Origin of the sequence: Paenibacillus sp. BR1-192 (assembly GCF_029542445.1) — a bacterium.
In the GTDB taxonomy this organism is placed as follows: Bacteria; Bacillota; Bacilli; order Paenibacillales; family Paenibacillaceae; genus Paenibacillus_AQ; species Paenibacillus_AQ lautus_A.
On record NZ_CP120718.1, the window covers coordinates 457,521 to 478,101 of the forward strand.

Here is a 20,581-nt window from a genome sequence, read left to right on the forward strand (position 1 = left end):
GCCGTAAAATTCTAACGGTGAAGGAGCTAAGTATGGTAAAGAAACCTGTACTTAACGAACAATTGTATCAATTTTTAGAGCATTACGAAAAATCGATCGAGCAGGGAAAAGTTATTACAAGTTTAGAATTAGTCGATGCATTTAAGAAGTCCGGATACGACAGACAGGAATTTGATTCCTTGAAAAAGTCCAGGTCAAGTGCAATGTGGTGGGCATTACGACGGAGTGGAAAGTGGACAATGCTTAAAAGAGGAGTTTATCAGAAGAACTATGATCAAGGACCGCGGCCAGTTGCCTAGCGGTCTTTTTTCATACGGACAATCATGTCGCAATATGGTAAAATTTCGGTTATGGGACGATTTATGAAACCGCTGACCGCCGATATTCATTTTTATACCGCGATGCTCGATCGGACGCCTATAGTTGTGTTTATCGCGGGCGAGCTGGTAGGTAGCGGAAAATACAGGAAATAACGGAGAATAGCGTAAAGATCGGGGGCGAGTGGTTTATGCGAGAGGTTTGTATTATAAAATATGCGAATAATTAATATGATTAGAGAAGCTAAGAATAAACTTAAGAGTTTGTATAAGGTTGCGGATTTACCTTCAAAAATCGTGATTTGGTTGGGTATATCATTTATAGCTTCAATTATAGTATCAATATGGATTCTTATTGCCTCACATATTAAATTTCCGACTAGTTGGGATTTCCTAGCTTTTTGCGGTTCGATTATCGGTGGTGCTATTACTTGGTTCGGAGTTAAAAGAACTCTAAATCACGAAAGACGATTAAGATTCTTAGATAGATATGATATTGAAATGAGAGAAATTTCACTTTTCATCGAAGATATTAGATTTATAATTAACGCAAATTTTGTAGCTGAAATAACCTATGAAACACTTAAGAAGAACGGTATGGACGAGTATTCCGCTAAAATGAATATGCTTGTCGAGTTAGGAAAACAAATCGAGTTGTTTCTAAATAGAGTAGAAAAAAGATATCCTGATTTAATCGGAAGAATAGACTGGAACGTAATTATTAAGTTAGATATGTATTTAAAATTAATGCAAGACTTTAAGTACCATTATAAATATATCCAAACTTATTTTATAAATGACGAACTCGATAAAATTAGTCAGGTGTTTACAAGCATCGATGAAGCCCTTTCGATTTATCAATTAATTGAGAATCATAAAGAGAAGATAACTAATATATATAACATTGAAAAAGATATACACAAAAAATAAACTCCGTAAACACCGGACTTCGCAGCATTCCCGATTTCGTCCAATTCCGCATCTTCACACGCGCTCTAATACGCGGCTCCATGTAAACGAAATTGCGATCCTCTCCGGTAATTAACGGCTTCACAACGTTATAAAACGCCTTCTTATGCGTAGGATTTGCGTCTAGTTCGATAATACCGGCTGGGCGCATTTTTGCGTTGTCTAACGCCGGCACGGCGGCCAGCCATCCGAACTCCTCTTTACGGTAGCCGGTAATAAATACGTCCACGTAAGACCAGTTAATCACCTTGCGCCACTTATCCGATCGGCGACCCGTTTCGTATACGCTATCCTTTCGCTTATCGACAATGCCCTCCATCGCGCGCGTCTCAATCTGTTCAAATAGTGCTTCGCCGGCGCCTTCAATGTGCGGAACAATGCCGAAGCTGGTGGACGGTAACGGGATAGTCGCGAGTATTTCCTTGCGCTGCATTAGCGGCAGCCGGCGCAAATCCTTACCGTTATACTGCAGCACGTCAAAGATGACGAACGTGGACTGTAAAGAGCCGGTTAATGCCGCAATTTTATCTGCCTTCTTAGCCTGGAAGCGTGTCATAACGGATTCGAAATCGGAAATGCCTGTCGCCGGATCAACGCAAGCGATCTCGCCGTCCAATACGATGTCATGCGGGAAGCCATCGATTCAAATATGAAGCGCGAGTCTGAGAACGGAGCCGGTGCAGTTGCGAGTAACATCGGATGAATAAAAATAAAAAAACCTCTATACCGATTATAGCGATAGGCTATGCGGCATAGAGGCAGTAAGTATTGGAGACAACAAATAATCAGTAACTACGCGTTTATAATTTCAAAATACAATCCACATTCCTGCAGTTCTAATGTAGTAACGTTGCCGAGACTAATCAGTTATTCCAAACTGGGCCTTTAATTCCTCTTTAAACTCATAATTTTTCTCTTCCTGTGGAACTCCTGTTTTTTCGCCATCATTACCAGATACATCAATGTTTTGTTTCCCTTCGTTGACACCTGAAATAACGTATAAATCATCATATTTAACATCTTGCGTGAGTAGTAGCATATACTCATTATTTTTATTCATTAATTGATATTCATTGATTGCATATATCGTTTTGCCCGGTTTAATGCCGTTATCAAAAACATAGGTAGGTTCAGCTACTTTAATGACATCCCCTTCATTATATTCATTGCCTGATTTATTCTCTAGGACTTTGTTAATCTTAATCTTGGTTACAGTATATGCATCTTCCGTATAACCATTTTCATCGAATGTTACAAAATTCTCACTTTCAAGCGGTTCTCCTGTAATAATTAGTTCAGAAAAATTTATCATTTCGTCGACTGTTTTAAAAGAAACCTGTTTAGCATCGATTGATTGATAAGTGATTTTTTGATCTGCTATTTTATACCATGAAATTGAACTAATGGTAATGACACCTAAGACGATTGTAAAAATAACAGTTTTAGATTTTCTATTCATCATGATTAACCTCCTTATTGAAATTATTAATTACCCCATTTTTGTTTCAGATGATCTTTATCTGTTTGCTGTGGTGTTCCATATGTGGTCAGTTCAAATTCTTTCATTACAGATGCTCCGGAGTCGTCGTTATGTTTTAAGCTAAGGGCGTGTCCAAATTCATGTATCATGACATCCAATGACTGTGTTGAAGATAATTTGTTCATCTGAGGAGTGTTAATTCTGATTCTTGTTCGATCTCTCGGATCTCCTACACCAACTTGCTGTAATCCAAATAAACCGTAAACATAGTAGTCAGCTACTGCATAAACAGTTGAGCCTGAGATAGGGCCGGCATAAACAGCGATACTTCCGTATTGTGGTTCAGTAGTATATTGGGAGATATTAACGTTTGTTGAAATGTTATTCCATTTCGAATAAGCCGAGTCTACCCGATTATGGTACCCCGCAGATTGAACACTAGCATCACGCCAGTATTTTAAGACTTTGGCGCCTGCAAATCCGCCAGGGTTATAATGACCATCATGTGCGCTCACTAAAATGGTAGGTAATAATAAAGCAATCATTAAAGTAAGCAGTATCACTCTCTTAAATTTCATAATTTTCAATCCCTTCTTAAAAATATATTATATAGAGTAATTATACAATTAGACATATATTTCCTTCTTTTTTTAAAAAAGAGTATTTATATTAAAATTTACGATTGTTTTTACAAATGATTAACTTATTTTAGCGCTTCTAAAGCGGTGTTCCTTCTCAATACGATGACAACACTCTGGTTTAACGCAATTCACTCCGTCTGTATCGTATCTGTCCGCCAGACGTATCGTATATTCTTTTTCATGGCGACGTTACTCTTGCCGACCGCTCATAAACGGATATTCATTCCGCGTATTCTTGTCCGGATGGCGGTCCGTTATATAGTCGGTCAGAGGCACGAGCTAGGTCCGATCCGGTACTCCGTCGTTTTATTCAATATAGCGGTCGATTAACGCCTGCACGGCCGCCATACGTTCCGTTATAGCTCCCTCACTGTCATCTCATCCGGAGTCTTCACCGCACAACAGCGTATGTTCAAGCTCACGTTCTTAGGGCGGCAGCGTGCAATTTCGTAGAGGGCCCGGAATCCTATATCATGCCACGTGGCCTGGTTTGTAAGTGGTATGCGTCCACATATCGCAATGAACTTTCGTGCAGCGTCAAATCCACCTTCTTCACAGCTCACCGTACCCACTCACCGTGCGCCAGGTCGTTCTCCTTAACGTGTTTCAAGCGCCGGCCAATTTCGAATATCGCTTTGCCTGCAATACGTTTGTATGCGTTGATTTCGGCGGTTATCGCCTCGGATAACGGTTCCACAGTGTTAAATGATTACCATAGTTTGGCATAGGACACGCTTATCTTTCGCTGGTATAATCGTATTCGCGCATAATGTTAACGTAAGATAAGCGGATGTAAGAGATGACAACAAGAAAAACAAGAAAACAGTACTCAAAGGATTTCAAACAAGAAATGTTTCAACGACTAGCTGCTGGGGAAACACCCGAGGCACTAGCCAAAGAGACCGATGCCGAGAAGAGAACACTTGAAGGCTGGAATACGATTGTCAAAAAACAAGGTAACCTCAGTCAAAAGCCAGAGGCAGAAGAACTACATAGATTAAAAGAAGAAATTTCCGAGCTCAAAAAGGAAAATATTGATCTATTAGAGAAGTGTAAAATGGTTGAAAAAGAGTGGAACTTCTCTAAAGGAGAAATTGAGTTCCTTTCGAACATGTGCGTAGCGTGGCAAGAAAGGTATCAATCACTTCTTATTAAATACAACGAAGACCGCGCCCAATAAGGATGGCGGTCTTTTTCTTCGTTTATATTCGCTTGAACATCAAAGTATCCCGCGATTAATGAACAATTTTCGCAATGTTATATAACTCGGCAACTAACTCCTTGCAAACGCACGATCACTTGGGTAGATTTGGATTATCGTAATACACCGTCATAAATTGACGTGAATATTAATCCTATCGCGCATTATCAATCTCGTTTCTAACGTGGGAATAGCGTAGTGACGACGTTTATAGCCTTCCGCAAGCATACTGCGGATGAACGATCAAGCAGCGCTTGCGCAGGACGGCTACCGTATCCGGTGTTATATGCCTTACGGAACGATGTGGTACCCGTATTTCACCCGGCGCCTGGCGGAGAAGCCCGCCAACCTGATGATGGTGCTCAAAAATATGTTCAAGTGAGCGGGATCCGATTGCAGAACCCCGTCAAAATGCCTGGTGAAATAAGTGGCTTTTTGACGGGGTTCTTCATGGTTTCAAAAAACATCAGGCTGCTTAGAAGTGCCCAATCCAAAGGAAACGGGGACAGTGGCTCTCTGTAGCTGCTGTCCCTAGAAATGATAATACGCCTCCGAGCAATTCATAAGGAAGGAGCGCTCCAGCGGCAGTCCGCCTAACCGCTCTCGGGTGATGTGCCGATGCAGGTTGATCTCCAGATCGGCGAGGGCCGATACAGCAAGTTGCATCCGTGCGGGTCCCCACTGCTGCTGCTTTCGGGCATAGCGAATGGCCTCAGTCACGGACATGCCTCTCAGCCTTGAGAAGACGGATGCCCAGCGGACCAGGTCCGAAAATTCTCTCGTGCTTGGCAGGGCATATTCGACATATCCTGCCGCGTCTTTGCAGCTGACTTTGAACAAGCCGCAGTTCCAGCCATGATCGCTCCATGGGATAAAGCGTTCGGCCGAGCCCCGGTCGAAACGAAATATCTCCATATGGCCGATAGTCTCTTCACCTAATGCAGGCACTGCGGTTTCGATGACGGGTGTAAGCGCTGCCTCGATGAGTTTCGTCATGATTTGATCTACGCTCCTTTATAAGAATGTTATATGCACGGCAAATAGGCCTGGTGAGCAGAGAAACCCCGCTCTCCAGGCCTATTTATGGTTAGAGCCCCAATTCCGGCGGCCGCTATGCCAAAGCTTGGATGGTATTCTCTCTCAACAACGCGCCTACGAGGTTAGCTGACGGATTCGGACTGAGAGCACCCTACCGCTGGGCCCTTCGATCCTAGGCGCAGCGGATTCACCCCATTCACCAATCGAAGACTGGTGACTTTGGTTCCCCCGTCTCCCGGTCTGTCGGGAGCTCGGCGTATCACGTGTTTCGAATAGATGGATGAATCATACGCCGGAGGAAACGAAAAGTAAATGACCGTATGGGACGAATAGATTCCGAAATGTGATGAAAACGGTAAAAGAAAACGCGTACAATCGGCCGTGTCATCTATTATCGTGGCAAAATCTCGGTATCTCGTTGGATTGCGATAAATAAGAGAAAACAAGAGAAATACATAGTATAGAGCAGTATTCGGAAGATAAAGACGAAATACTGCTTGGTTCCTGTTCGACATAACGCCAGATGTGTTTTTGCTCACATTTACATCCTGCAGGGCCGGACGTATGATACGAACTATGAATTGACGGTCATCAACGACCAAGGCATACGGGCAGCCGTTTCATGAAGGTCTAAAGGCAGTGTGAGAGCTGCCCCTAAGCCTTTATGGATCGATGGCGAAGGCACCATGGGCCTTGCTGAGATTTGAAGGTAGAGGCGACTCTCACCGCGTGAACCTCCTGTTGCTGTGCTGTTATGCCCAGTCTGGATGACAAGTCAATGGCTAATAGAATAACATGCTACTCGTTTTTAATTTTCGCTGAGTCCTTGAATGGAAAAGGAACGGGGGAACCAGTCGGGAGATGAACCTGATCTCTCTGGGGTGAATCCTGTAGACAAGATAACGGTCTATGGGTAGGGCGACTCTCACGCCCGAATCCGTCAGCTAACCTCGTAAGCGTATCGAGAGAGGCAACGATTGTCGTGGACTTGGGCCACGGTGTATTTCACCGTGTCCTGTAAGAAGCCTGCGGGAAGAGTTCTTCTCTTTCCGCAGGCTTCTTTGTTGTTGCCTTCTCTTTCTGACCTTAGGAGGAGAAACGAAGATGGAGAAACCACAGGAATTCATCCTGGTATCCGCGCCGAACAAGGCCGGGGAGGAATTCGTCCGCCAGCTGATTCACAAACGTGTTCCGTTTGCGGCTATAGCCAACAACCGGGCTGAGCAGCAGAGGCTGCGAGAACTGGGCTGCAAACCCATCATTTTGATTGATACAAGAGACGAGCAGACCTGGATCATTCCCGAGTTTCCCGTCAGCAAGGTGTTTCTGTTCGAAAGCAGCTTGAATCTGTGCTGCCGCTACTTGCGGATCTGCCGGACATGGACCTCGGAGTCGATTTACGTGATCACCCATTCCGGCAATCCGCGCTTGATATACAAAGGGCTGGGTGCCGATGTGGTGCTTCATACGAATCATCATCAGGTGTCCTTTCTGATGGCATCCGTTATGAGCTAAGCGTTTGGACTGACGCCACAAGAGTTAGGGGAGGTTACATTCATGCAGGATTTAGTTATGGTGCTCATTTTGGGAGGAACCTACGGACTGCTCATGCTGTTTATGTCCTGGTGCGGGCGCGTGGTTTCGGAACCGGAGGCTGATCAGCCGTGATGATCATGTTGATATTCACGATTTTTATTTTTCTCTATTTGATTTATGCGCTGATTCACCCTGAAAAATTCTAGGGAAACGGCTGAAGGAGGAAGGCATTCGTCATGGGCATTTTACAAATTGCCATCGTTATACTCGTTCTGGTGCTGCTGGTCAAGCCGCTGGGAACTTATCTATATCAGGTGTTTCGTTATGAAAGCAATGGTACGGACAGATGGTTCTCCTGGGCGGAGAAACCGATCTTTGCTCTGATCGGCTTGAAAGAACGCAAGGGGATGACATGGAAAGGATATGCCGTCAGCTTTGTGTTAACGAATATCGTGCTGGTTGCGGCGGGCTACTTGATTCTGCGGCTGCAAAAAGTGCTGCCGTTGAACCCGAACGGCATCGGCCATATGGAACCGACCTTGTCGTTCAATACGATGATCAGCTTTATGACCAATACGAATCTTCAGCATTACAGCGGCGAGTCGGGATTGTCTTATCTGGCCCAGATGGCCGTCATTACGATGATGATGTTTACGTCCGCAGCGACCGGGCTGTGCGTGGCGATTGCTTTTATCCGGGCGGTGACCAGCAAGGGCACGACCGTCGGCAACTTTTTTGAGGACTTCGTTAAGGCGCATACCCGGGTATTCATTCCGGCTGCTTTCATCATTGCGATGGTGCTGGTGGCGCTGCAGGTGCCGCAGACCCTGAAGCCTACGCTCAGCGTCACGACGCTGGAAGGAAGCGAGCAGCAAATAGCGGTGGGTCCGGTAGCCGCGCTCGAATCGATCAAGCATCTGGGCACCAATGGGGGCGGTTTTATGGGGGCCAACTCGGCGCATCCGTTCGAGAACCCGTCCCCGCTGACCAATGTGATCGAGATTCTGTCCATGTGGAGTCTCGGGGCGGCGCTTCCTTACACATTTGGTTTGTTCGCGAAGAGCCGTAAGCAGGGCTGGATCATATTCTCGGTAATGATGACCTTGTTTATCGGCTTCCTGTCCTTGAACTATGCCGCGGAAACCAACGGCAACCCGGCATTAAACCAGCTGGGCATCGACGCCTCGCAAGGCAGCATGGAGGGCAAGGAGGTCCGGTTCGGGATCGCCCAATCCTCCCTGTTTACGACGGTGACAACCGCGGCCACGACCGGGTCGGTCAACAACATGCATGATACGCTCACGCCGCTCGGCGGGATTACGCCGCTGTCCCTGATGATGCTGAATTCCGTTTTTGGCGGAAAAGGCGTCGGGCTGATGAATATGCTCATGTACGCGATCCTGGCGGTGTTCCTGGCCGGTCTTATGGTTGGCCGTACCCCCGAATTTCTCGGCAGAAAAATCGAGGCCCGGGAGATGAAGCTGATCGCGATTGTCATTCTGGTACACCCATTGATCATCCTTGCTCCGACGGCGCTCGCGCTCATGACGGATGCGGGACAGGCGGGCATTGCCCATTCGGGCTTTCACGGCATCTCGCAGGTGCTTTACGAATACACGTCATCCGCCGCCAATAACGGCTCCGGGTTTGAGGGCCTTGCGGATAACACGCCGTTCTGGAACATCAGCACCGGACTGGTCATGCTGATCGGGCGCTATATTTCGATGATTGCCCTGCTGGCGGTAGGCGGCTCTCTGATGCGGAAGCAGTGGGTTCCCGAGACGCTCGGAACGTTCCGGACAGATAATAAGCTTTTTGCCGGCATTCTCATCGCGGTGGTCCTGATCATCGGTGCTTTGACCTTCCTGCCTGTGCTGGTGCTGGGACCGATTGCCGAGCATCTGACGATTCGTTAAATAGAAAAGGTGGCCTATTACCATGAATAATACGAGAAAAAAAGCGATGTCCCAAGAGATGGTCCGTCAGGCGCTGAAGGACAGCTTCACGAAGCTGAATCCCGTCCTGATGATGAGAAATCCGGTCATGTTTGTCGTGGAGGCCGGGACTCTGGTTGTGCTGCTTATGACGATATTTCCGTCCTATTTCGGTACCGAGGGCAGTATCGGATTTAACCTGACCGTATTCGTCATCCTGCTGTTCACGCTGCTGTTCGCAAACTTCGCAGAGGCGCTTGCCGAAGGGCGCGGCAAGGCGCAGGCCGATTCCCTTAAGCAGTCGAAGCAGGAAATGACGGCTCGCAAAGTGATGGAGAACGGCGGGGTACAATCCGTGTCGTCCACGGCTCTGCGCAAAGGAGATATCGTGATGGTCGCGCAGGGCGAGATGATTCCCGGGGACGGGGAAGTGATTGCGGGCCTTGCATCCGTTGACGAATCGGCGATTACGGGGGAATCCGCCCCCGTCATTAAAGAAGCCGGCGGCGATTTCAGCTCGGTCACGGGGGGACCCGGGTTGTCAGCGATACGATCCGCATCCGGATTACAAGCGATCCGGGGGAATCGTTTATCGACCGGATGATCTCGCTGGTCGAAGGGGCCTCCCGGCAGAAGACGCCAAACGAAATTGCGCTGAATACGCTGTTGATCGTCTTAACGCTGATCTTCCTGATCGTGGTTGTGACGCTGGCACCGATCGCGAAGTATCTTGGCATCGAGTTGACCGTTCCGGTGCTGATCTCGCTGCTGGTATGTCTGATCCCGACCACGATCGGGGGGTTGCTGTCATCGATCGGGATTGCCGGCATGGACCGGGTAACGCAGTTCAACGTGCTGGCGATGTCCGGCAAGGCGGTTGAGGCCGCCGGTGACATCAACACGATGATTCTGGATAAGACGGGTACCATTACGTTTGGTAACCGGATGGCCAGCCGGTTGATTCCCGTCGGCGGCGAGTCGCTGGCATCGGTGTCCCAGTGGGCCGCGGTGAGCTCGCTGCAGGATGAGACGCCGGAAGGACGGTCGGTGTTGGAGCTGCTGAGGAAGGAAGGTTTCGCAGTGGATGAGGGCATGGCGGATGGGGCGGAATTCATCGAATTTAAGGCGGAGACCCGGATGAGCGGCATGGACCTGAGGGATGGCCGGAAAGTCCGGAAGGGCGCTGTGGATGCCGTCAAGGCGTGGGTGCAGTCGCAAGGAGGCGCCATCCCTTCGGATTTGTCGCCAAATAGCGACGCCATCGCCACAGAGGGGGGAACCCCGCTTGCGGTCGCCGTGGATAACCGCATCTTTGGTTTGATCTACCTAAAGGATACCGTGAAGCCGGGCATGAAGGAACGGTTTGACCAGCTGCGCCGGATGGGCATCAAGACGATTATGTGCACGGGCGACAACCCGCTCACCGCGGCGACGATTGCCCGTGAAGCGGGCGTCGATGATTTCATCGCGGAGAGCAAGCCCGAGGATAAGATTGCCGTCATCCGCCGAGAACAAGCCGAAGGCAAGCTGGTGGCGATGACCGGGGACGGGACGAACGATGCCCCGGCGCTGGCCCAGGCCGATGTCGGGCTGGCGATGAACAGCGGTACCACCGCAGCCAAGGAAGCGGCCAATATGGTGGATCTGGATTCGGATCCGTCGAAGATTATCGAGGTGGTTGCCATCGGCAAGCAGCTGCTGATGACGCGCGGCGCGCTGACCACCTTCAGCGTCGCGAACGACGTCGCCAAATATTTTGCCATCATTCCGGCGATGTTCGCGGCTGCTATTCCAAGCATGAACGTTCTGAACGTCATGGGACTGGGTTCTCCCATGTCGGCGATTCTGTCGGCGCTGATCTTTAATGCCATTATCATTCCGCTGCTGATTCCGCTTGCGATGAAGGGTGTGGGCTATAAGCCGATGAGCTCGTCGAAGCTGCTGCAGCGCAATGTGCTGGTCTACGGATTAGGCGGCGTGATCGTGCCGTTCATCGGGATTAAGCTGATCGATATGATCGTGCATCTCTGGATTTAGGCCGGAAACAGCAGCCGTCCTATCGAGATATCCCGGAGGCTGCTATTTTAGGAAGATATGAAAGAAGGGATCGAGGAACCATGAATAAGCCATTGCAGAAATCATCGCCGGCCCCTCGCGCCGGGGTGGGCGCGGCCCGTGTCTCGCTGGGCATGGCCCTGAGAACAAGTCTTGTATTTATCGTGTTATGCGGAATTCTTTATCCGCTGGTCACGACGGGAGCGGCGCAGCTGCTCATGCCGAAGCAAGCCGGCGGCAGTTTGGTCACGGATCGGGGCGGAAAGGTGGTCGGATCGGAATTGATCGGCCAGGACTTTACGGAGCCGCAATATTTTCACGGCAGGGTATCCAGCATTGAATACAACGGGGCCGGCTCAGGCAGCAATAACTATGCCCCTTCCAACCCGGATTTGATTGAACGAACGAAGGCATCAATTGAAGCGTGGACGGAGAACAACCCGGACGTTCCGGTGAGCGAGGTGCCGATCGATCTGGTAACGAATTCCGGCTCCGGGTTGGATCCTCACCTATCGCCGCAGGCCGCGTATATTCAGATTCCGCGGATCAGCAAGCAAACCGGAATTGCGGAAGCAGAGCTTGATCAGCTGGTAAAGGAGCATACGGAGGGACGGGATTTGGGCGTATTCGGTGAACCGCGCGTGAATGTGTTGAAGCTGAATCTGGGGCTCCAAAAGCTTCTTAACCTTAACTGATCATGAATCCCTTTCGGAGAAAATCGCCGGAGGAGCTCTTAAGGTCGATTTCCAAGCTCCATCAGGGACGGCTCAAGGTATATATCGGGGCTGTGAGCGGATCGGGAAAAACCTATCATATGCTTCGAGAAGGGCAGACCTTGAGGCTGCAAGGCATCGATGTCGTCATATGCGCGGTATCCACGATGCAGCGGCCGGAAACGGTGGAGCAGGTCCGTGATCTGGAACGGGTGCCCAGCATTCATTGGATGGAGGACGGCGTAGAGAAGAAGGATCTTGATCTTGATCTGCTGGTGCAGCGCAACCCGGAGGTAGTGCTTGTCGATGGGCTTGCCCATCGCAACCGGAAGGGAGCGCGGCATGCTGCGCGGCTGGATGATATCCGATTCCTGTTAAGCCGCGGAATCAGCGTCATCACAACGGTCAACGTGTATGAGCTTGAGGATGTGCAGGACATTGCCTCCAAGCTGACGGGCATTAAAGCCAGCCATACGGTACCGGCCGATACGCTGGAGAGCGCCGACGAGGTGGTGCTTATTGACGTAACGCCCGAAACGATGCTGGAACGGGCACAAGGCGGCCTGCTTGGAGACGGCAGCCTATGGAAGCAGGGCAATCTGGCGGTGCTCCGGGAGTTGACGCTCCGCCTCGTTGCCGAAGGCGTGAGCCATTCCCTGGAGCGGTACCGCAAAGAACAGGGACTCGTCGGCCCATCGGGAGCCGATGAGCGAATACTGGTGTCCACCCAATACCATTGGAACGGTTCCATCTATATGCGGCGCGGGCAGCAGATCGCGAAGCGTTTAAACGGCGAACTGTTGGCTGTTACGTTTGTGAAGCCGGAAGTAGAGCTTACGAAAGAACAGGCCGCCTTTAAGCGCTCCATGGTGAAGCTCGCGGTGCGGATCGGCGCCAAGCTGGAGGAGCTGCCCCTCCGTTCCCGGAGGGAGCTCGCTGACATGCTGGTTCAGTATGCGCTGGAGCACCACGTTACACGCATTGTGCTTGGCCATTCGAAGCAGACGCGCATGCAAGAGCTTTGGCAGGGTTCGATTATTCAGGATCTGCTCAAGAAAACGCGCGGGATTGATATTTTTATGGTGGCGGATCGGGCGGAACATGACGGGGAGCGGATCATTCCGGCCCGGCTTCATCCGCTGCGGCTTCCTTCCGAATCGTTTCACCGCTTGAACGAACAGGAGCTGGATCAGAAGATTGAGCAGGTCAAGCGGGGATGGTTCAAGGTATATATCGGCGCCGCCCCGGGCGTAGGGAAGACCTATGCGATGCTGCGGGAAGGCAACGATCTGCTGAAGAAGGGATTGACGGTTCTCGTCGGTCTGCTGGAGACGCACGGCCGGAAGGATACGCTGTCCCAGGTGGGCAATCTGGAGGCCCTTCCGCGAAAAAGGGTGGACTACAAGGGATCGCGCCTTGAGGAGATGGATACCGATGAGATCCTTCGCCGGAGGCCGGACGTGGTCCTCGTGGATGAGCTGGCGCATACGAATGTGCCCGGAAGCAAGCGCAAGAAACGGTATGAAGATGTGCAGGATATTCTGTCGGCCGGCATCTCCGTCATTACGACCGTGAACGTGCAGCATCTGGAGAGCTTGAATGATGCCGTCGAGCAGATTACAGGCGTCCGTGTCCGCGAGACGATACCGGATCATATTCTGCAATCGGCCGATGAGGTTCAACTGGTCGACGTGACGCCGGAGTCGCTGCGGCAGCGGATGAAGGATGGGAACATCTATGCGAAGGAGAAAATTCATCAGGCGCTCAGCCATTTTTTCAAGACGGGAAACCTGATCGCCCTAAGAGAGCTTGCCTTAAGGGAGATTGCGGATGATGTGGACGAAAGGCTGGAGTCCTGGCAGCGCAGCGGCTCGCTTCGGGGGCCGTGGCGGCGCGAGGAAATTATCTATGTCGTGGTCGGCAGGGGGCCGCAAGCGGAGCGGCTCATTCGCCGCGGCTTCCGGATCGCCCATCGGCTGAAGGCAGCCTGGTATGTGGCATTCCCTCTGGAGCGTCATGACAGCCTGTCTCATGACGACGAGCAGCGCTTGACGGCGCTTCAGACGTTAACGGAGCGTCTTGGAGGCACCTTCACGATGCTGCCGCTGCCGGTAAAAAGGGAACCGGCATGCACCTGTTGTGGCCGATTGGTCGCCGCAGCAGACGAGGTCAAGGCGACCCAATTCATTATCGGCCAGCCGCAGATGGACGGATGGAAGCTGTTCGCTCGGCGAAAATGGATCAGGAGCCTGCTGCGATCCTCAAGGCATATGGACGTGCTCGTGGTTGCGGATTACGATCCGCGCGTATGACGGCTGAAGCGCCGGGAACTGAATGTTTTGAGGGGACCGGTGACGCAGGAGACTTGGGAATGCTGAAAGTGCAGGAAAAGCAGTAAACGCAGGAATCGCAGAAAACGCGGATAATGCGGATAACGCAACATTCCGGAGAACAAAAACACCGGACGTACATTCCGGAGAAAAAGAACGCACAGACCGCAGAACGCTCGGAAACGGAAGAATGCAAGCCATACGCGCAGGCTGGCTTACTAGCGCGTAAGCGAACGGACAACGTCAAGAAGCCCGCTGACCTGTCATTACAGATCGCGGGCTTTTTTCATGCTGCCAACATGCCTAAAGGCTGACGTACAAGCTTGTCTTATGATTCGCCCGACAGCGTGCGGTCGCCGGTCAAATATTTCTCGGTCAAGACGGAAAGCAGGCGAATGCCGACTTCATTCTCTCCGCCTTCGGGAATGATCAGGTCGGCGTATTTCTTGGAGGGTTCGATGAACGCCTCATGCATCGGCTTGACGGTTGTCAGGTATTGATTATGGATCGACTGGATGGTCCGGCCGCGGTCCTCAATATCGCGTACGACCCGGCGAAGCAGGCGCACATCGGGATCGGTATCCACAAACACTTTAATGTGAAGCAGCTTGCGCAGATTCTCATCGGACAGCACATGCAGGCCTTCGATGATGACGATGTTGTTCGGCTTCAGCTCGATGGTCTGATCCGTGAAGCGGGCATGGGCTGTAAAATCATATACCGGCGCGAAAGCGGGTTGTCCGCTTTTTAAAATGCCGAGATGCTCGACGAGCAGCTCGTTGTCAAAAGCGAACGGATGATCATAGTTAATCGCTTCGCGTTCCTCGAAGCTGAGCTCTTTATGATCCTTGTAATAGTTATCCTGCGAAATAAACGTGACTTTATCTGAACCAAGACGGTCAATGACAGAGCGGGCAACCGTTGTTTTGCCCGATCCGGTGCCGCCGGCGATACCAATTATGAGCATGGCGAATCCATAACCCTCCCTAGAGTTTGCAATTTTATTATTGTAGCACAGCATGCGCTTCTTTTCACTATGGGAGCATAGAACAAAAGATGGGATTTCCGTATGTTCCTTATTCTTACCACGGAATAGCGAACCGAATCTGTATGACTTATCATAGAGGATATCATGACTACAATTGAAAATGTTTCGGAGGGATGATCATGCGTTATACCGCTATTTACCCATGCAAGCCCGCCATATACCTTCAACAGGGAGAGAATCGGGGAAGCGTCGATTGGAGCCGCTATGAAGCTGTGGCCCTGAGCGACACCGTGACCGGGCTTGCCGCGAAGGAAGCGACGGAGGTGCGCGCCTGCTGGAGCGCCGAATGCTTCTACGTGCAGTTTGTTTGCCAGGATTCACATATCGTCTCGGAGTATCGGCATCGGGATGACCCGCTGTATGAGCAGGATGTCGTGGAGCTGTTTATGGATGAAGCAGGGGAAGGTTTGGAATATATCGAGCTTGAGGTGAGCCCGAACAATGTTGTATTTGATGCGCGGATCCGTAACGATGGGCAAAAGTCGATCACGGACAGCGATGTCGAGTGGGACCTTACCGGCCTTCTGACCACGGTAGAGAACGACGGTAAGGGAAATTTGGTTTACGAGATTCGCATTCCGGCGCAGAACTTTCAGAATCCGCCGCAAGCGGGACGATGCTGGAACGTGAATTTTTACCGCATTGACGAGGACGACCAAGGAAACCGGGAATATCAGGCATGGAGCCCCACCGGAGAGGTCAATTACCATATCCCCTCGCGTTTCGGAAGGCTGGAGTTTGTGGATGCCACATAGCATGCACGCCCGGAATCGATTGAACGATGCCGGGCGTGCAGCATTGAATATAGCTTTTTTGGTTTGGTGATGCCTTACGGGTCCCGCTTAAGCTTACTTAAACCGGTAAGCACGCGGTTCATTGAACCAGAAGCTGCCGTCCTGGGAGAAGTCCCGGTATGGGCTTGGGGACACCTCGTCCACCAGCTTCAAATCTTCTTCGGTCAGCTGCACGTTCAGTGCATTCAGATTGTCCGCAAGCTGCTGCTCGCTGCGGATGCCGACGACGGGAATGATGCTGCGCTGCAGCAGCCATGCCAGCGCGAACTGCCCCAGTGTGATCCCTTTGTCCTCTGCACGCCGGGCGAGCCATTCAACCTTGTCCAGTTTGGCACGGTTGCCGGGAGCATCCAAATCCATGCGCTCGCCCCGCGAATTGACCGGCAGCGGCTGCCCGGCACGGTATTTGCCGGACAGCCAGCCGCCGTCCAGCGGGGAGTAGGCCAGCGTAGCCAGGCCGTGGCGCTGTGAAGCCGGCAGGATTTCTTGCTCGATATATCGGTTGAAGATGCTGTATGAAGGCTGATTGGTAACGAAGCGCTCGAGGTTCATTTTCTCGCTGGTCCACAGGGATTCGACGATACGCCAAGCCTCGAAGTTCGAGCAGCCGATATATCTCACCTTTCCTTGGGCAACCAGATCATCGAGCGCGCGCAGCGTCTCGTCCAGCGGGGTATGAGGATCCGGTCTATGCACTTGGTAGAGGTCGATGTAATCCGTATTCAACCGTTTCAGGCTGGCCTCAACCTGTCTCATGATGCGGTAACGGCTGGCGCCTTCTCCGTTCGGTCCTTCGGCGGTCCGTACCTTGAATTTGGTCGCGACGATCACCCGGTCTCTTCGTCCTTGAAGGGCTTTGCCTATAATTTCTTCGCTCGTACCCTTGCCATAGGTATCTGCCGTATCGATAAAATTAATCCCCGAATCCAGCACCTTGTCGATAATGCCGAGCGAGGTCTTCTCGTCCAAATCCCAATCTCCGTAAGTCATGGTTCCCAGACAGAAGCGGGATACTTCAAGTCCGGTTCTTCCCAAGTAGACGTATTCCATCGTTTAGCCTCCCCATCTCCAAGTTTTCTTCGTGATCGAAATCTGCTTCCATTATCGGCCTTTTATGTATGGATGACAAGCGCAGCAGCCGGAAGCGAAAATACCCGGGGTTTTTTCATAAAAGAACAAAAACGGACATCTCAACAGGGATTTTGTCCCTTTTTTTGCATGCCGCTGGACATGTTGTTTTCATTGGGGCGGGTTCTATATACTTTTTAGTAAAGGGAAAGCCTGCCGCTTGGAATGAGCGGACATGCTCTAAAACGGAGGGAATGTTTATATGAATGCTGTCATCGATGGTCTGATGACCGAGCTGGAGCAGCTGCTGGAGGAGAAGGTGGCCGAAGATCTTCGGGATCTGCTGGGCGAGTATAAACAATTGGAGGGAGCGGCCTCGGATCGATTGAAGCAATTTGAAGAGGAGTTCGGGATCGCTTTGCCGGAGGATTTCCGTTCGTTCTACAGCAAGAAGGACGGCAGCGGGTACGCATTTCACGTGCTCTATCCCGGTAACGAGGGAGATGGCGAATACACCCCGTTCTATCTGATGAGCCTGGATGAGATGAGGGAAATCAAATCATATTTCTGCGAGCGGGACGAACGGCTCGATGCGTACTACGGTCCAGAGGAGGTACAGCGGCTGGATCCGGAAATTAAACCGTACCTGTTCCACAAGGCATGGTATCCGTTTGCCACGATGGCGGGCGGCTCATTGTATCTGATGCTGGATTTCGATCCGGCTGAGCCGGGAACGTCCGGGCAGATCATCATGTACGTGCATGATCCTGATTTTGTTTACTATATCGCGCCTTCCTTCACGGAGCTGCTTCAGGCGTCCAACCGCAATCTGCGCACCGACATTGAAGAAGTGGACTACTAATTGAAGCAGAAGACATAGAACCACTCCTAATGCCCATAACTTTGCCTAAAGGCGGTGTGTTAGGAGTCGGATGAAGAACCAGCGAGGGGAGGTGACAGCATGAACAACAGACGGGTCCTCTGGGGAGTCATCCTGTTGGTGGCGGCCGTGTTGTTGACACCCGGCTATTTTATTGCGCGCACGTATGGGCTTTTTCAGCATGAGGTCGTCTTGACCAAATACCAGCTCGCCGTTGATGTGGATGGTGAACAAGTGGATGCTTGGCCGCTGCTGGCTGGCTTCGCCGCAACCGATAAGAAGGGGGAGCTGCGCCCGCTCTATTATAGACTGGAAGGGTCGGATCTCAACATGCTGTATCAATTGGCATATGGGCAGTTCGAGGTGGAGGCTTCGGAGGACAATCCGTTCTTGGCAGGGAGGGTCCAGTATGACCATCTGGAGAACGACTATATCGAGACCCGGAAAGAGTATGTGAACGCAAAGGAATATCGGCAGGACATCATCTTTTATAATGACCGTAAAGAGCCCATATTTACATACGACCCGGCAGCCAAAGCGGACGGGGATATGGTGAAGGAGATTATCACCGCAGGCATGACGCGCTCCAACGGCCAAGGAGGGTCGGGCGTGGTGGAGGATAAGTATCTGAATGTTACCCGATTGTTCGAGGAGAAGCTGGGCGTCAGCATGCGGGTTCGGGTGGATAAAGAGCGCAGGCTGGCCACGATCCATATGGAGCAGCTTAAATAGAATTTTTTCAAAACGAGGTGCCGTACAATGCAGCATACAAAATTGACCCAAGAGGTGGATCTCACCATCTCGCACCATCAGATTCAAATCCGCTCGCGGGATTTTGACGAGGAGTTGTGCCAGTGGGGAGAAATCAATATCAAGCAGGGCGCGGTCATTCATCCCGGTTATCTGACCTTTGATCCGATTCCTGACGATGCTTTCGGCGCTTGGGTGAAGCTGGCCCTGACAGAGGCGTTCACGGAAGACCCGAACGCGCAGCGCCGAATGGTCGTGCCGTTTGACGTTTTGGATCCTGGCAAGCTGGAGCTGCTATCCGTCATGTCGGACGCCGTCATCGAGCTTCCGCTGCAAGAAGGGCGGTATGCCTTGTATTTTGAGATTTGCGAGGATGAAGAGGTGTATTACCGTCTGACTTTCGTGCGTGAAGGAGAGTATGTCCAAGCCCGATTTTTGATGGACGATGAATGGGGCGGCAGGGCTGGAGAAGCCTTGGCGGAGGGGTATTGTTGACCCATAAATTGCAGAAAACGGGGTACTGAAGGCCGCGTAAGGCAATTCTCCCTATTATTGATATAAGAAGAGGCCTTCTCCGTGTAGGAGAGGCCTCTTTTGTTGCCGCCATGCTGCTGTGCCGTTGTCCCGACTTTACCAGCTCTTTATGGAAAGCAGAAACGATCTGACTGCGTGGAAAATAGCTATTGTGCTGCCGTCACCGTAATGTCGCCATATTGGCTTTGGTCTGCCTGCAACTGCAGAATGTCCGTGAGGAAAGCGAGCGGAACATAGACATGGCCGTCTTTCATTGCAGGAGACGCGCCTAGCGAGCGCGGAGCCATTTTACCCAAAGCGTACGCATCCTTGTTCAGCGTCACCGCGCTCCAGACGGCGCCTTTGGAGATTTCCGCGGTTTTGCTCTTGCCGTTCCACTTGACGTCGAATTGGAGCTGACGCAGCACGCGGGCCGCGGGAACCATCATCTTGCCGTTGTTATCCTTGTAGTAAGCGCCTGGCTTCAAGACGGCGGAAACGGGCTTTTCTTCGGGTGCTGTATCCGGCAGCTTCACGGCAAATTCCGGCGTTCCCGTGGATCCTGGAGCGATGCTGTATTTTTGGAATACGATGTAGGCTGTTCCGTCCTCTACATAGAAGGATTGCTCCGCGTCTATGCCTTGAAATCCGTCTTCGTTCGCGAAGTAATGGTCCTGATCCGCGGCAATCGCGGTTTTGACCGCCGTATCCACGATCGATTTGTAATTCTTCCCGAACAGGTCCTCCAGCGTCACGCGCTGGGCTTCGGCTTCGTTCGTGAAGTTATACGTATCCACGCGGGGATCGCCATTGTTCATTCCCATGCCTTCCGTGATGACCTTAAGGGATATCAGGTTGTCGTCCGTGCCATCCGATGTAAGCTCATAGGTGATCGTCAGCTGATAAGGGTGCATGGTATAGCCGTTCAGTTCCGCATTTGCCGCAGCCTCGGAGGCCTCCTTTTCCCATTTGGCGATATCCTTGGAAGCATGGGATTCGATGATGTCATTTAGCTGATCTTGGTACTTGGTATCAGCCAGACCCTGGAATACAGGAATCTTGATATCCGTTTCGAGCCATTTTTCCTTGGAGTGCAATGTTTTGAACGTTATCCGTTGCGGGGCAGCAGTCGAAGTCTTCACCTGATCGGTGCTCGCTGCAGTTTTGGTTTCGGCATGGACATGAGCGGATGGCAGACCCGAAGCGGAAATCATCAGGACGCCCGCTAATCCGGCAGCCGCGAGTGTTTTGGCCAGTGGGCTTGTATGCTTCATTGTTTTCATCGTGATTACCTCCAGGTTTAGGTTTGATATC

At 51.1% G+C, this 20,581-nt stretch carries 18 protein-coding genes, 3 pseudogenes and 2 riboswitches; of the genes and pseudogenes, 14 read left to right on the forward strand and 7 right to left on the reverse strand.

Annotated features, from left to right (window positions below; genetic code table 11):
* The first annotated feature begins 32 nt into the window (after nt 1–32).
* Nucleotides 33–299: a hypothetical protein gene (locus P0X86_RS01990; protein WP_277747646.1), complete on the forward strand. Its 267-nt coding sequence runs from the start codon at nt 33–35 to the stop codon at nt 297–299.
* A 249-nt stretch (nt 300–548) separates the two neighbouring features.
* Nucleotides 549–1,247: a hypothetical protein gene (locus P0X86_RS01995; protein ID WP_277747647.1), complete on the forward strand. Its 699-nt coding sequence runs from the start codon at nt 549–551 to the stop codon at nt 1,245–1,247.
* On the opposite strand, the pseudogene P0X86_RS02000 reads toward P0X86_RS01995, so the two are convergent.
* The 3 genes and pseudogenes from P0X86_RS02000 to P0X86_RS02010 all read right to left on the reverse strand — a co-directional run bounded on the left by P0X86_RS02000 (nt 1,207) and on the right by P0X86_RS02010 (nt 3,344).
* A pseudogene (locus P0X86_RS02000) lies at nt 1,207–1,997 on the reverse strand (ATP-dependent DNA ligase). The gene P0X86_RS01995 and the pseudogene P0X86_RS02000 sit on opposite strands and share 41 nt — an antisense overlap.
* Before the next feature lie 148 nt (nt 1,998–2,145).
* The gene (locus tag P0X86_RS02005; protein ID WP_277747648.1) at nt 2,146–2,748 is read right to left on the reverse strand and encodes a hypothetical protein; all 603 of its coding nucleotides are present in this window, start codon (nt 2,746–2,748) and stop codon (nt 2,146–2,148) included.
* Between the two features lie 23 nt (nt 2,749–2,771).
* Nucleotides 2,772–3,344: a zinc metalloprotease gene (locus P0X86_RS02010; RefSeq protein ID WP_277747649.1), complete on the reverse strand. Its 573-nt coding sequence runs from the start codon at nt 3,342–3,344 to the stop codon at nt 2,772–2,774.
* 862 nt (nt 3,345–4,206) lie between these two features.
* Between P0X86_RS02010 and P0X86_RS02015 the strand changes: the two genes are divergently transcribed.
* Nucleotides 4,207–4,587, forward strand: coding sequence for a transposase (locus P0X86_RS02015; RefSeq protein WP_277747650.1), 381 nt, complete (start codon nt 4,207–4,209; stop codon nt 4,585–4,587).
* A gap of 250 nt (nt 4,588–4,837) precedes the next feature.
* Nucleotides 4,838–4,990, forward strand: a pseudogene (locus P0X86_RS02020) (proline dehydrogenase); the annotation flags it as partial.
* Nucleotides 4,991–5,139: 149 nt separating this feature from the next.
* Here P0X86_RS02020 and P0X86_RS02025 read toward each other — a convergent pair.
* Complete coding sequence (locus P0X86_RS02025; protein ID WP_192569952.1) at nt 5,140–5,604, reverse strand: hypothetical protein; 465 nt, start codon at nt 5,602–5,604, stop codon at nt 5,140–5,142.
* A 136-nt stretch (nt 5,605–5,740) separates the two neighbouring features.
* A riboswitch (cyclic di-AMP (ydaO/yuaA leader) is annotated at nt 5,741–5,913 on the reverse strand.
* 539 nt (nt 5,914–6,452) lie between these two features.
* Nucleotides 6,453–6,621, forward strand: a riboswitch (cyclic di-AMP (ydaO/yuaA leader).
* Between the two features lie 129 nt (nt 6,622–6,750).
* On the opposite strand from P0X86_RS02025, the gene P0X86_RS02030 reads away from it, so the two are divergent.
* The 6 genes and pseudogenes from P0X86_RS02030 (at nt 6,751) to P0X86_RS02050 (ending at nt 14,196) form a co-directional block, all read left to right on the forward strand.
* A complete protein-coding gene (locus P0X86_RS02030; RefSeq protein ID WP_090910188.1) occupies nt 6,751–7,161 on the forward strand; it encodes a hypothetical protein in 411 nt (136 codons plus the stop codon).
* 158 nt (nt 7,162–7,319) lie between these two features.
* Complete coding sequence (locus P0X86_RS33255; protein ID WP_353057785.1) at nt 7,320–7,388, forward strand: potassium-transporting ATPase subunit F; 69 nt, start codon at nt 7,320–7,322, stop codon at nt 7,386–7,388.
* Nucleotides 7,389–7,418: 30 nt separating this feature from the next.
* Nucleotides 7,419–9,098, forward strand: a complete 1,680-nt coding sequence (kdpA, locus tag P0X86_RS02035; protein ID WP_277747651.1) for a potassium-transporting ATPase subunit KdpA — start codon at nt 7,419–7,421, stop codon at nt 9,096–9,098.
* A gap of 22 nt (nt 9,099–9,120) precedes the next feature.
* A pseudogene (gene kdpB / locus P0X86_RS02040) lies at nt 9,121–11,153 on the forward strand (potassium-transporting ATPase subunit KdpB).
* An 80-nt stretch (nt 11,154–11,233) separates the two neighbouring features.
* Nucleotides 11,234–11,866: a potassium-transporting ATPase subunit KdpC gene (gene kdpC, locus P0X86_RS02045; protein ID WP_213580030.1), complete on the forward strand. Its 633-nt coding sequence runs from the start codon at nt 11,234–11,236 to the stop codon at nt 11,864–11,866.
* Between the two features lie 2 nt (nt 11,867–11,868).
* Nucleotides 11,869–14,196, forward strand: coding sequence for a histidine kinase (locus P0X86_RS02050; protein ID WP_277747652.1), 2,328 nt, complete (start codon nt 11,869–11,871; stop codon nt 14,194–14,196).
* A 346-nt stretch (nt 14,197–14,542) separates the two neighbouring features.
* Here P0X86_RS02050 and udk read toward each other — a convergent pair whose 3' ends face one another.
* Nucleotides 14,543–15,181, reverse strand: a complete 639-nt coding sequence (gene udk / locus P0X86_RS02055) for a uridine kinase (RefSeq protein WP_012818654.1) — start codon at nt 15,179–15,181, stop codon at nt 14,543–14,545.
* 200 nt (nt 15,182–15,381) lie between these two features.
* Between udk and P0X86_RS02060 the strand changes: the two genes are divergently transcribed.
* Nucleotides 15,382–16,017 carry a carbohydrate-binding family 9-like protein gene (locus P0X86_RS02060; protein WP_090910183.1) on the forward strand — a complete coding sequence of 212 codons (636 nt, stop codon included), beginning with the start codon at nt 15,382–15,384 and terminating at the stop codon, nt 16,015–16,017.
* A gap of 93 nt (nt 16,018–16,110) precedes the next feature.
* Here the strand turns inward: P0X86_RS02060 and P0X86_RS02065 are convergent, their stop codons facing one another.
* Nucleotides 16,111–17,106, reverse strand: coding sequence for an aldo/keto reductase (locus tag P0X86_RS02065; protein ID WP_096774781.1), 996 nt, complete (start codon nt 17,104–17,106; stop codon nt 16,111–16,113).
* A 280-nt stretch (nt 17,107–17,386) separates the two neighbouring features.
* On the opposite strand from P0X86_RS02065, the gene P0X86_RS02070 reads away from it, so the two are divergent.
* From P0X86_RS02070 to comJ, 3 genes are all read left to right on the forward strand, one after another.
* Nucleotides 17,387–17,986, forward strand: a complete 600-nt coding sequence (locus tag P0X86_RS02070; protein ID WP_192569946.1) for an SMI1/KNR4 family protein — start codon at nt 17,387–17,389, stop codon at nt 17,984–17,986.
* Between the two features lie 99 nt (nt 17,987–18,085).
* A complete protein-coding gene (locus P0X86_RS02075) occupies nt 18,086–18,736 on the forward strand; it encodes a hypothetical protein (protein ID WP_277747653.1) in 651 nt (216 codons plus the stop codon).
* Nucleotides 18,737–18,763: 27 nt separating this feature from the next.
* Complete coding sequence (comJ, locus tag P0X86_RS02080) at nt 18,764–19,249, forward strand: competence protein ComJ (protein ID WP_096774778.1); 486 nt, start codon at nt 18,764–18,766, stop codon at nt 19,247–19,249.
* 185 nt (nt 19,250–19,434) lie between these two features.
* Here comJ and P0X86_RS02085 read toward each other — a convergent pair whose 3' ends face one another.
* Nucleotides 19,435–20,550 carry a stalk domain-containing protein gene (locus P0X86_RS02085; RefSeq protein ID WP_277747654.1) on the reverse strand — a complete coding sequence of 372 codons (1,116 nt, stop codon included), beginning with the start codon at nt 20,548–20,550 and terminating at the stop codon, nt 19,435–19,437.
* Between the last annotated feature and the right edge of the window lie 31 nt (nt 20,551–20,581).

What these genes read in the sequence shown, in the direction of transcription:
- P0X86_RS01990 (WP_277747646.1), top strand. Translation starts at nt 33, where the DNA reads ATGGTAAAGAAACCTGTACTTAACGAACAATTGTATCAATTTTTAGAG.
- P0X86_RS01995 (WP_277747647.1), top strand. Translation starts at nt 549, where the DNA reads ATGATTAGAGAAGCTAAGAATAAACTTAAGAGTTTGTATAAGGTTGCG.
- P0X86_RS02005 (WP_277747648.1), bottom strand. Translation starts at nt 2,748, where the DNA reads ATGATGAATAGAAAATCTAAAACTGTTATTTTTACAATCGTCTTAGGT.
- P0X86_RS02010 (WP_277747649.1), bottom strand. Translation starts at nt 3,344, where the DNA reads ATGAAATTTAAGAGAGTGATACTGCTTACTTTAATGATTGCTTTATTA.
- P0X86_RS02015 (WP_277747650.1), top strand. Translation starts at nt 4,207, where the DNA reads ATGACAACAAGAAAAACAAGAAAACAGTACTCAAAGGATTTCAAACAA.
- P0X86_RS02025 (WP_192569952.1), bottom strand. Translation starts at nt 5,604, where the DNA reads ATGACGAAACTCATCGAGGCAGCGCTTACACCCGTCATCGAAACCGCA.
- P0X86_RS02030 (WP_090910188.1), top strand. Translation starts at nt 6,751, where the DNA reads ATGGAGAAACCACAGGAATTCATCCTGGTATCCGCGCCGAACAAGGCC.
- kdpA (WP_277747651.1), top strand. Translation starts at nt 7,419, where the DNA reads ATGGGCATTTTACAAATTGCCATCGTTATACTCGTTCTGGTGCTGCTG.
- kdpC (WP_213580030.1), top strand. Translation starts at nt 11,234, where the DNA reads ATGAATAAGCCATTGCAGAAATCATCGCCGGCCCCTCGCGCCGGGGTG.
- P0X86_RS02050 (WP_277747652.1), top strand. Translation starts at nt 11,869, where the DNA reads ATGAATCCCTTTCGGAGAAAATCGCCGGAGGAGCTCTTAAGGTCGATT.
- udk (WP_012818654.1), bottom strand. Translation starts at nt 15,181, where the DNA reads ATGCTCATAATTGGTATCGCCGGCGGCACCGGATCGGGCAAAACAACG.
- P0X86_RS02060 (WP_090910183.1), top strand. Translation starts at nt 15,382, where the DNA reads ATGCGTTATACCGCTATTTACCCATGCAAGCCCGCCATATACCTTCAA.
- P0X86_RS02065 (WP_096774781.1), bottom strand. Translation starts at nt 17,106, where the DNA reads ATGGAATACGTCTACTTGGGAAGAACCGGACTTGAAGTATCCCGCTTC.
- P0X86_RS02070 (WP_192569946.1), top strand. Translation starts at nt 17,387, where the DNA reads ATGAATGCTGTCATCGATGGTCTGATGACCGAGCTGGAGCAGCTGCTG.
- P0X86_RS02075 (WP_277747653.1), top strand. Translation starts at nt 18,086, where the DNA reads ATGAACAACAGACGGGTCCTCTGGGGAGTCATCCTGTTGGTGGCGGCC.
- comJ (WP_096774778.1), top strand. Translation starts at nt 18,764, where the DNA reads ATGCAGCATACAAAATTGACCCAAGAGGTGGATCTCACCATCTCGCAC.
- P0X86_RS02085 (WP_277747654.1), bottom strand. Translation starts at nt 20,550, where the DNA reads ATGAAAACAATGAAGCATACAAGCCCACTGGCCAAAACACTCGCGGCT.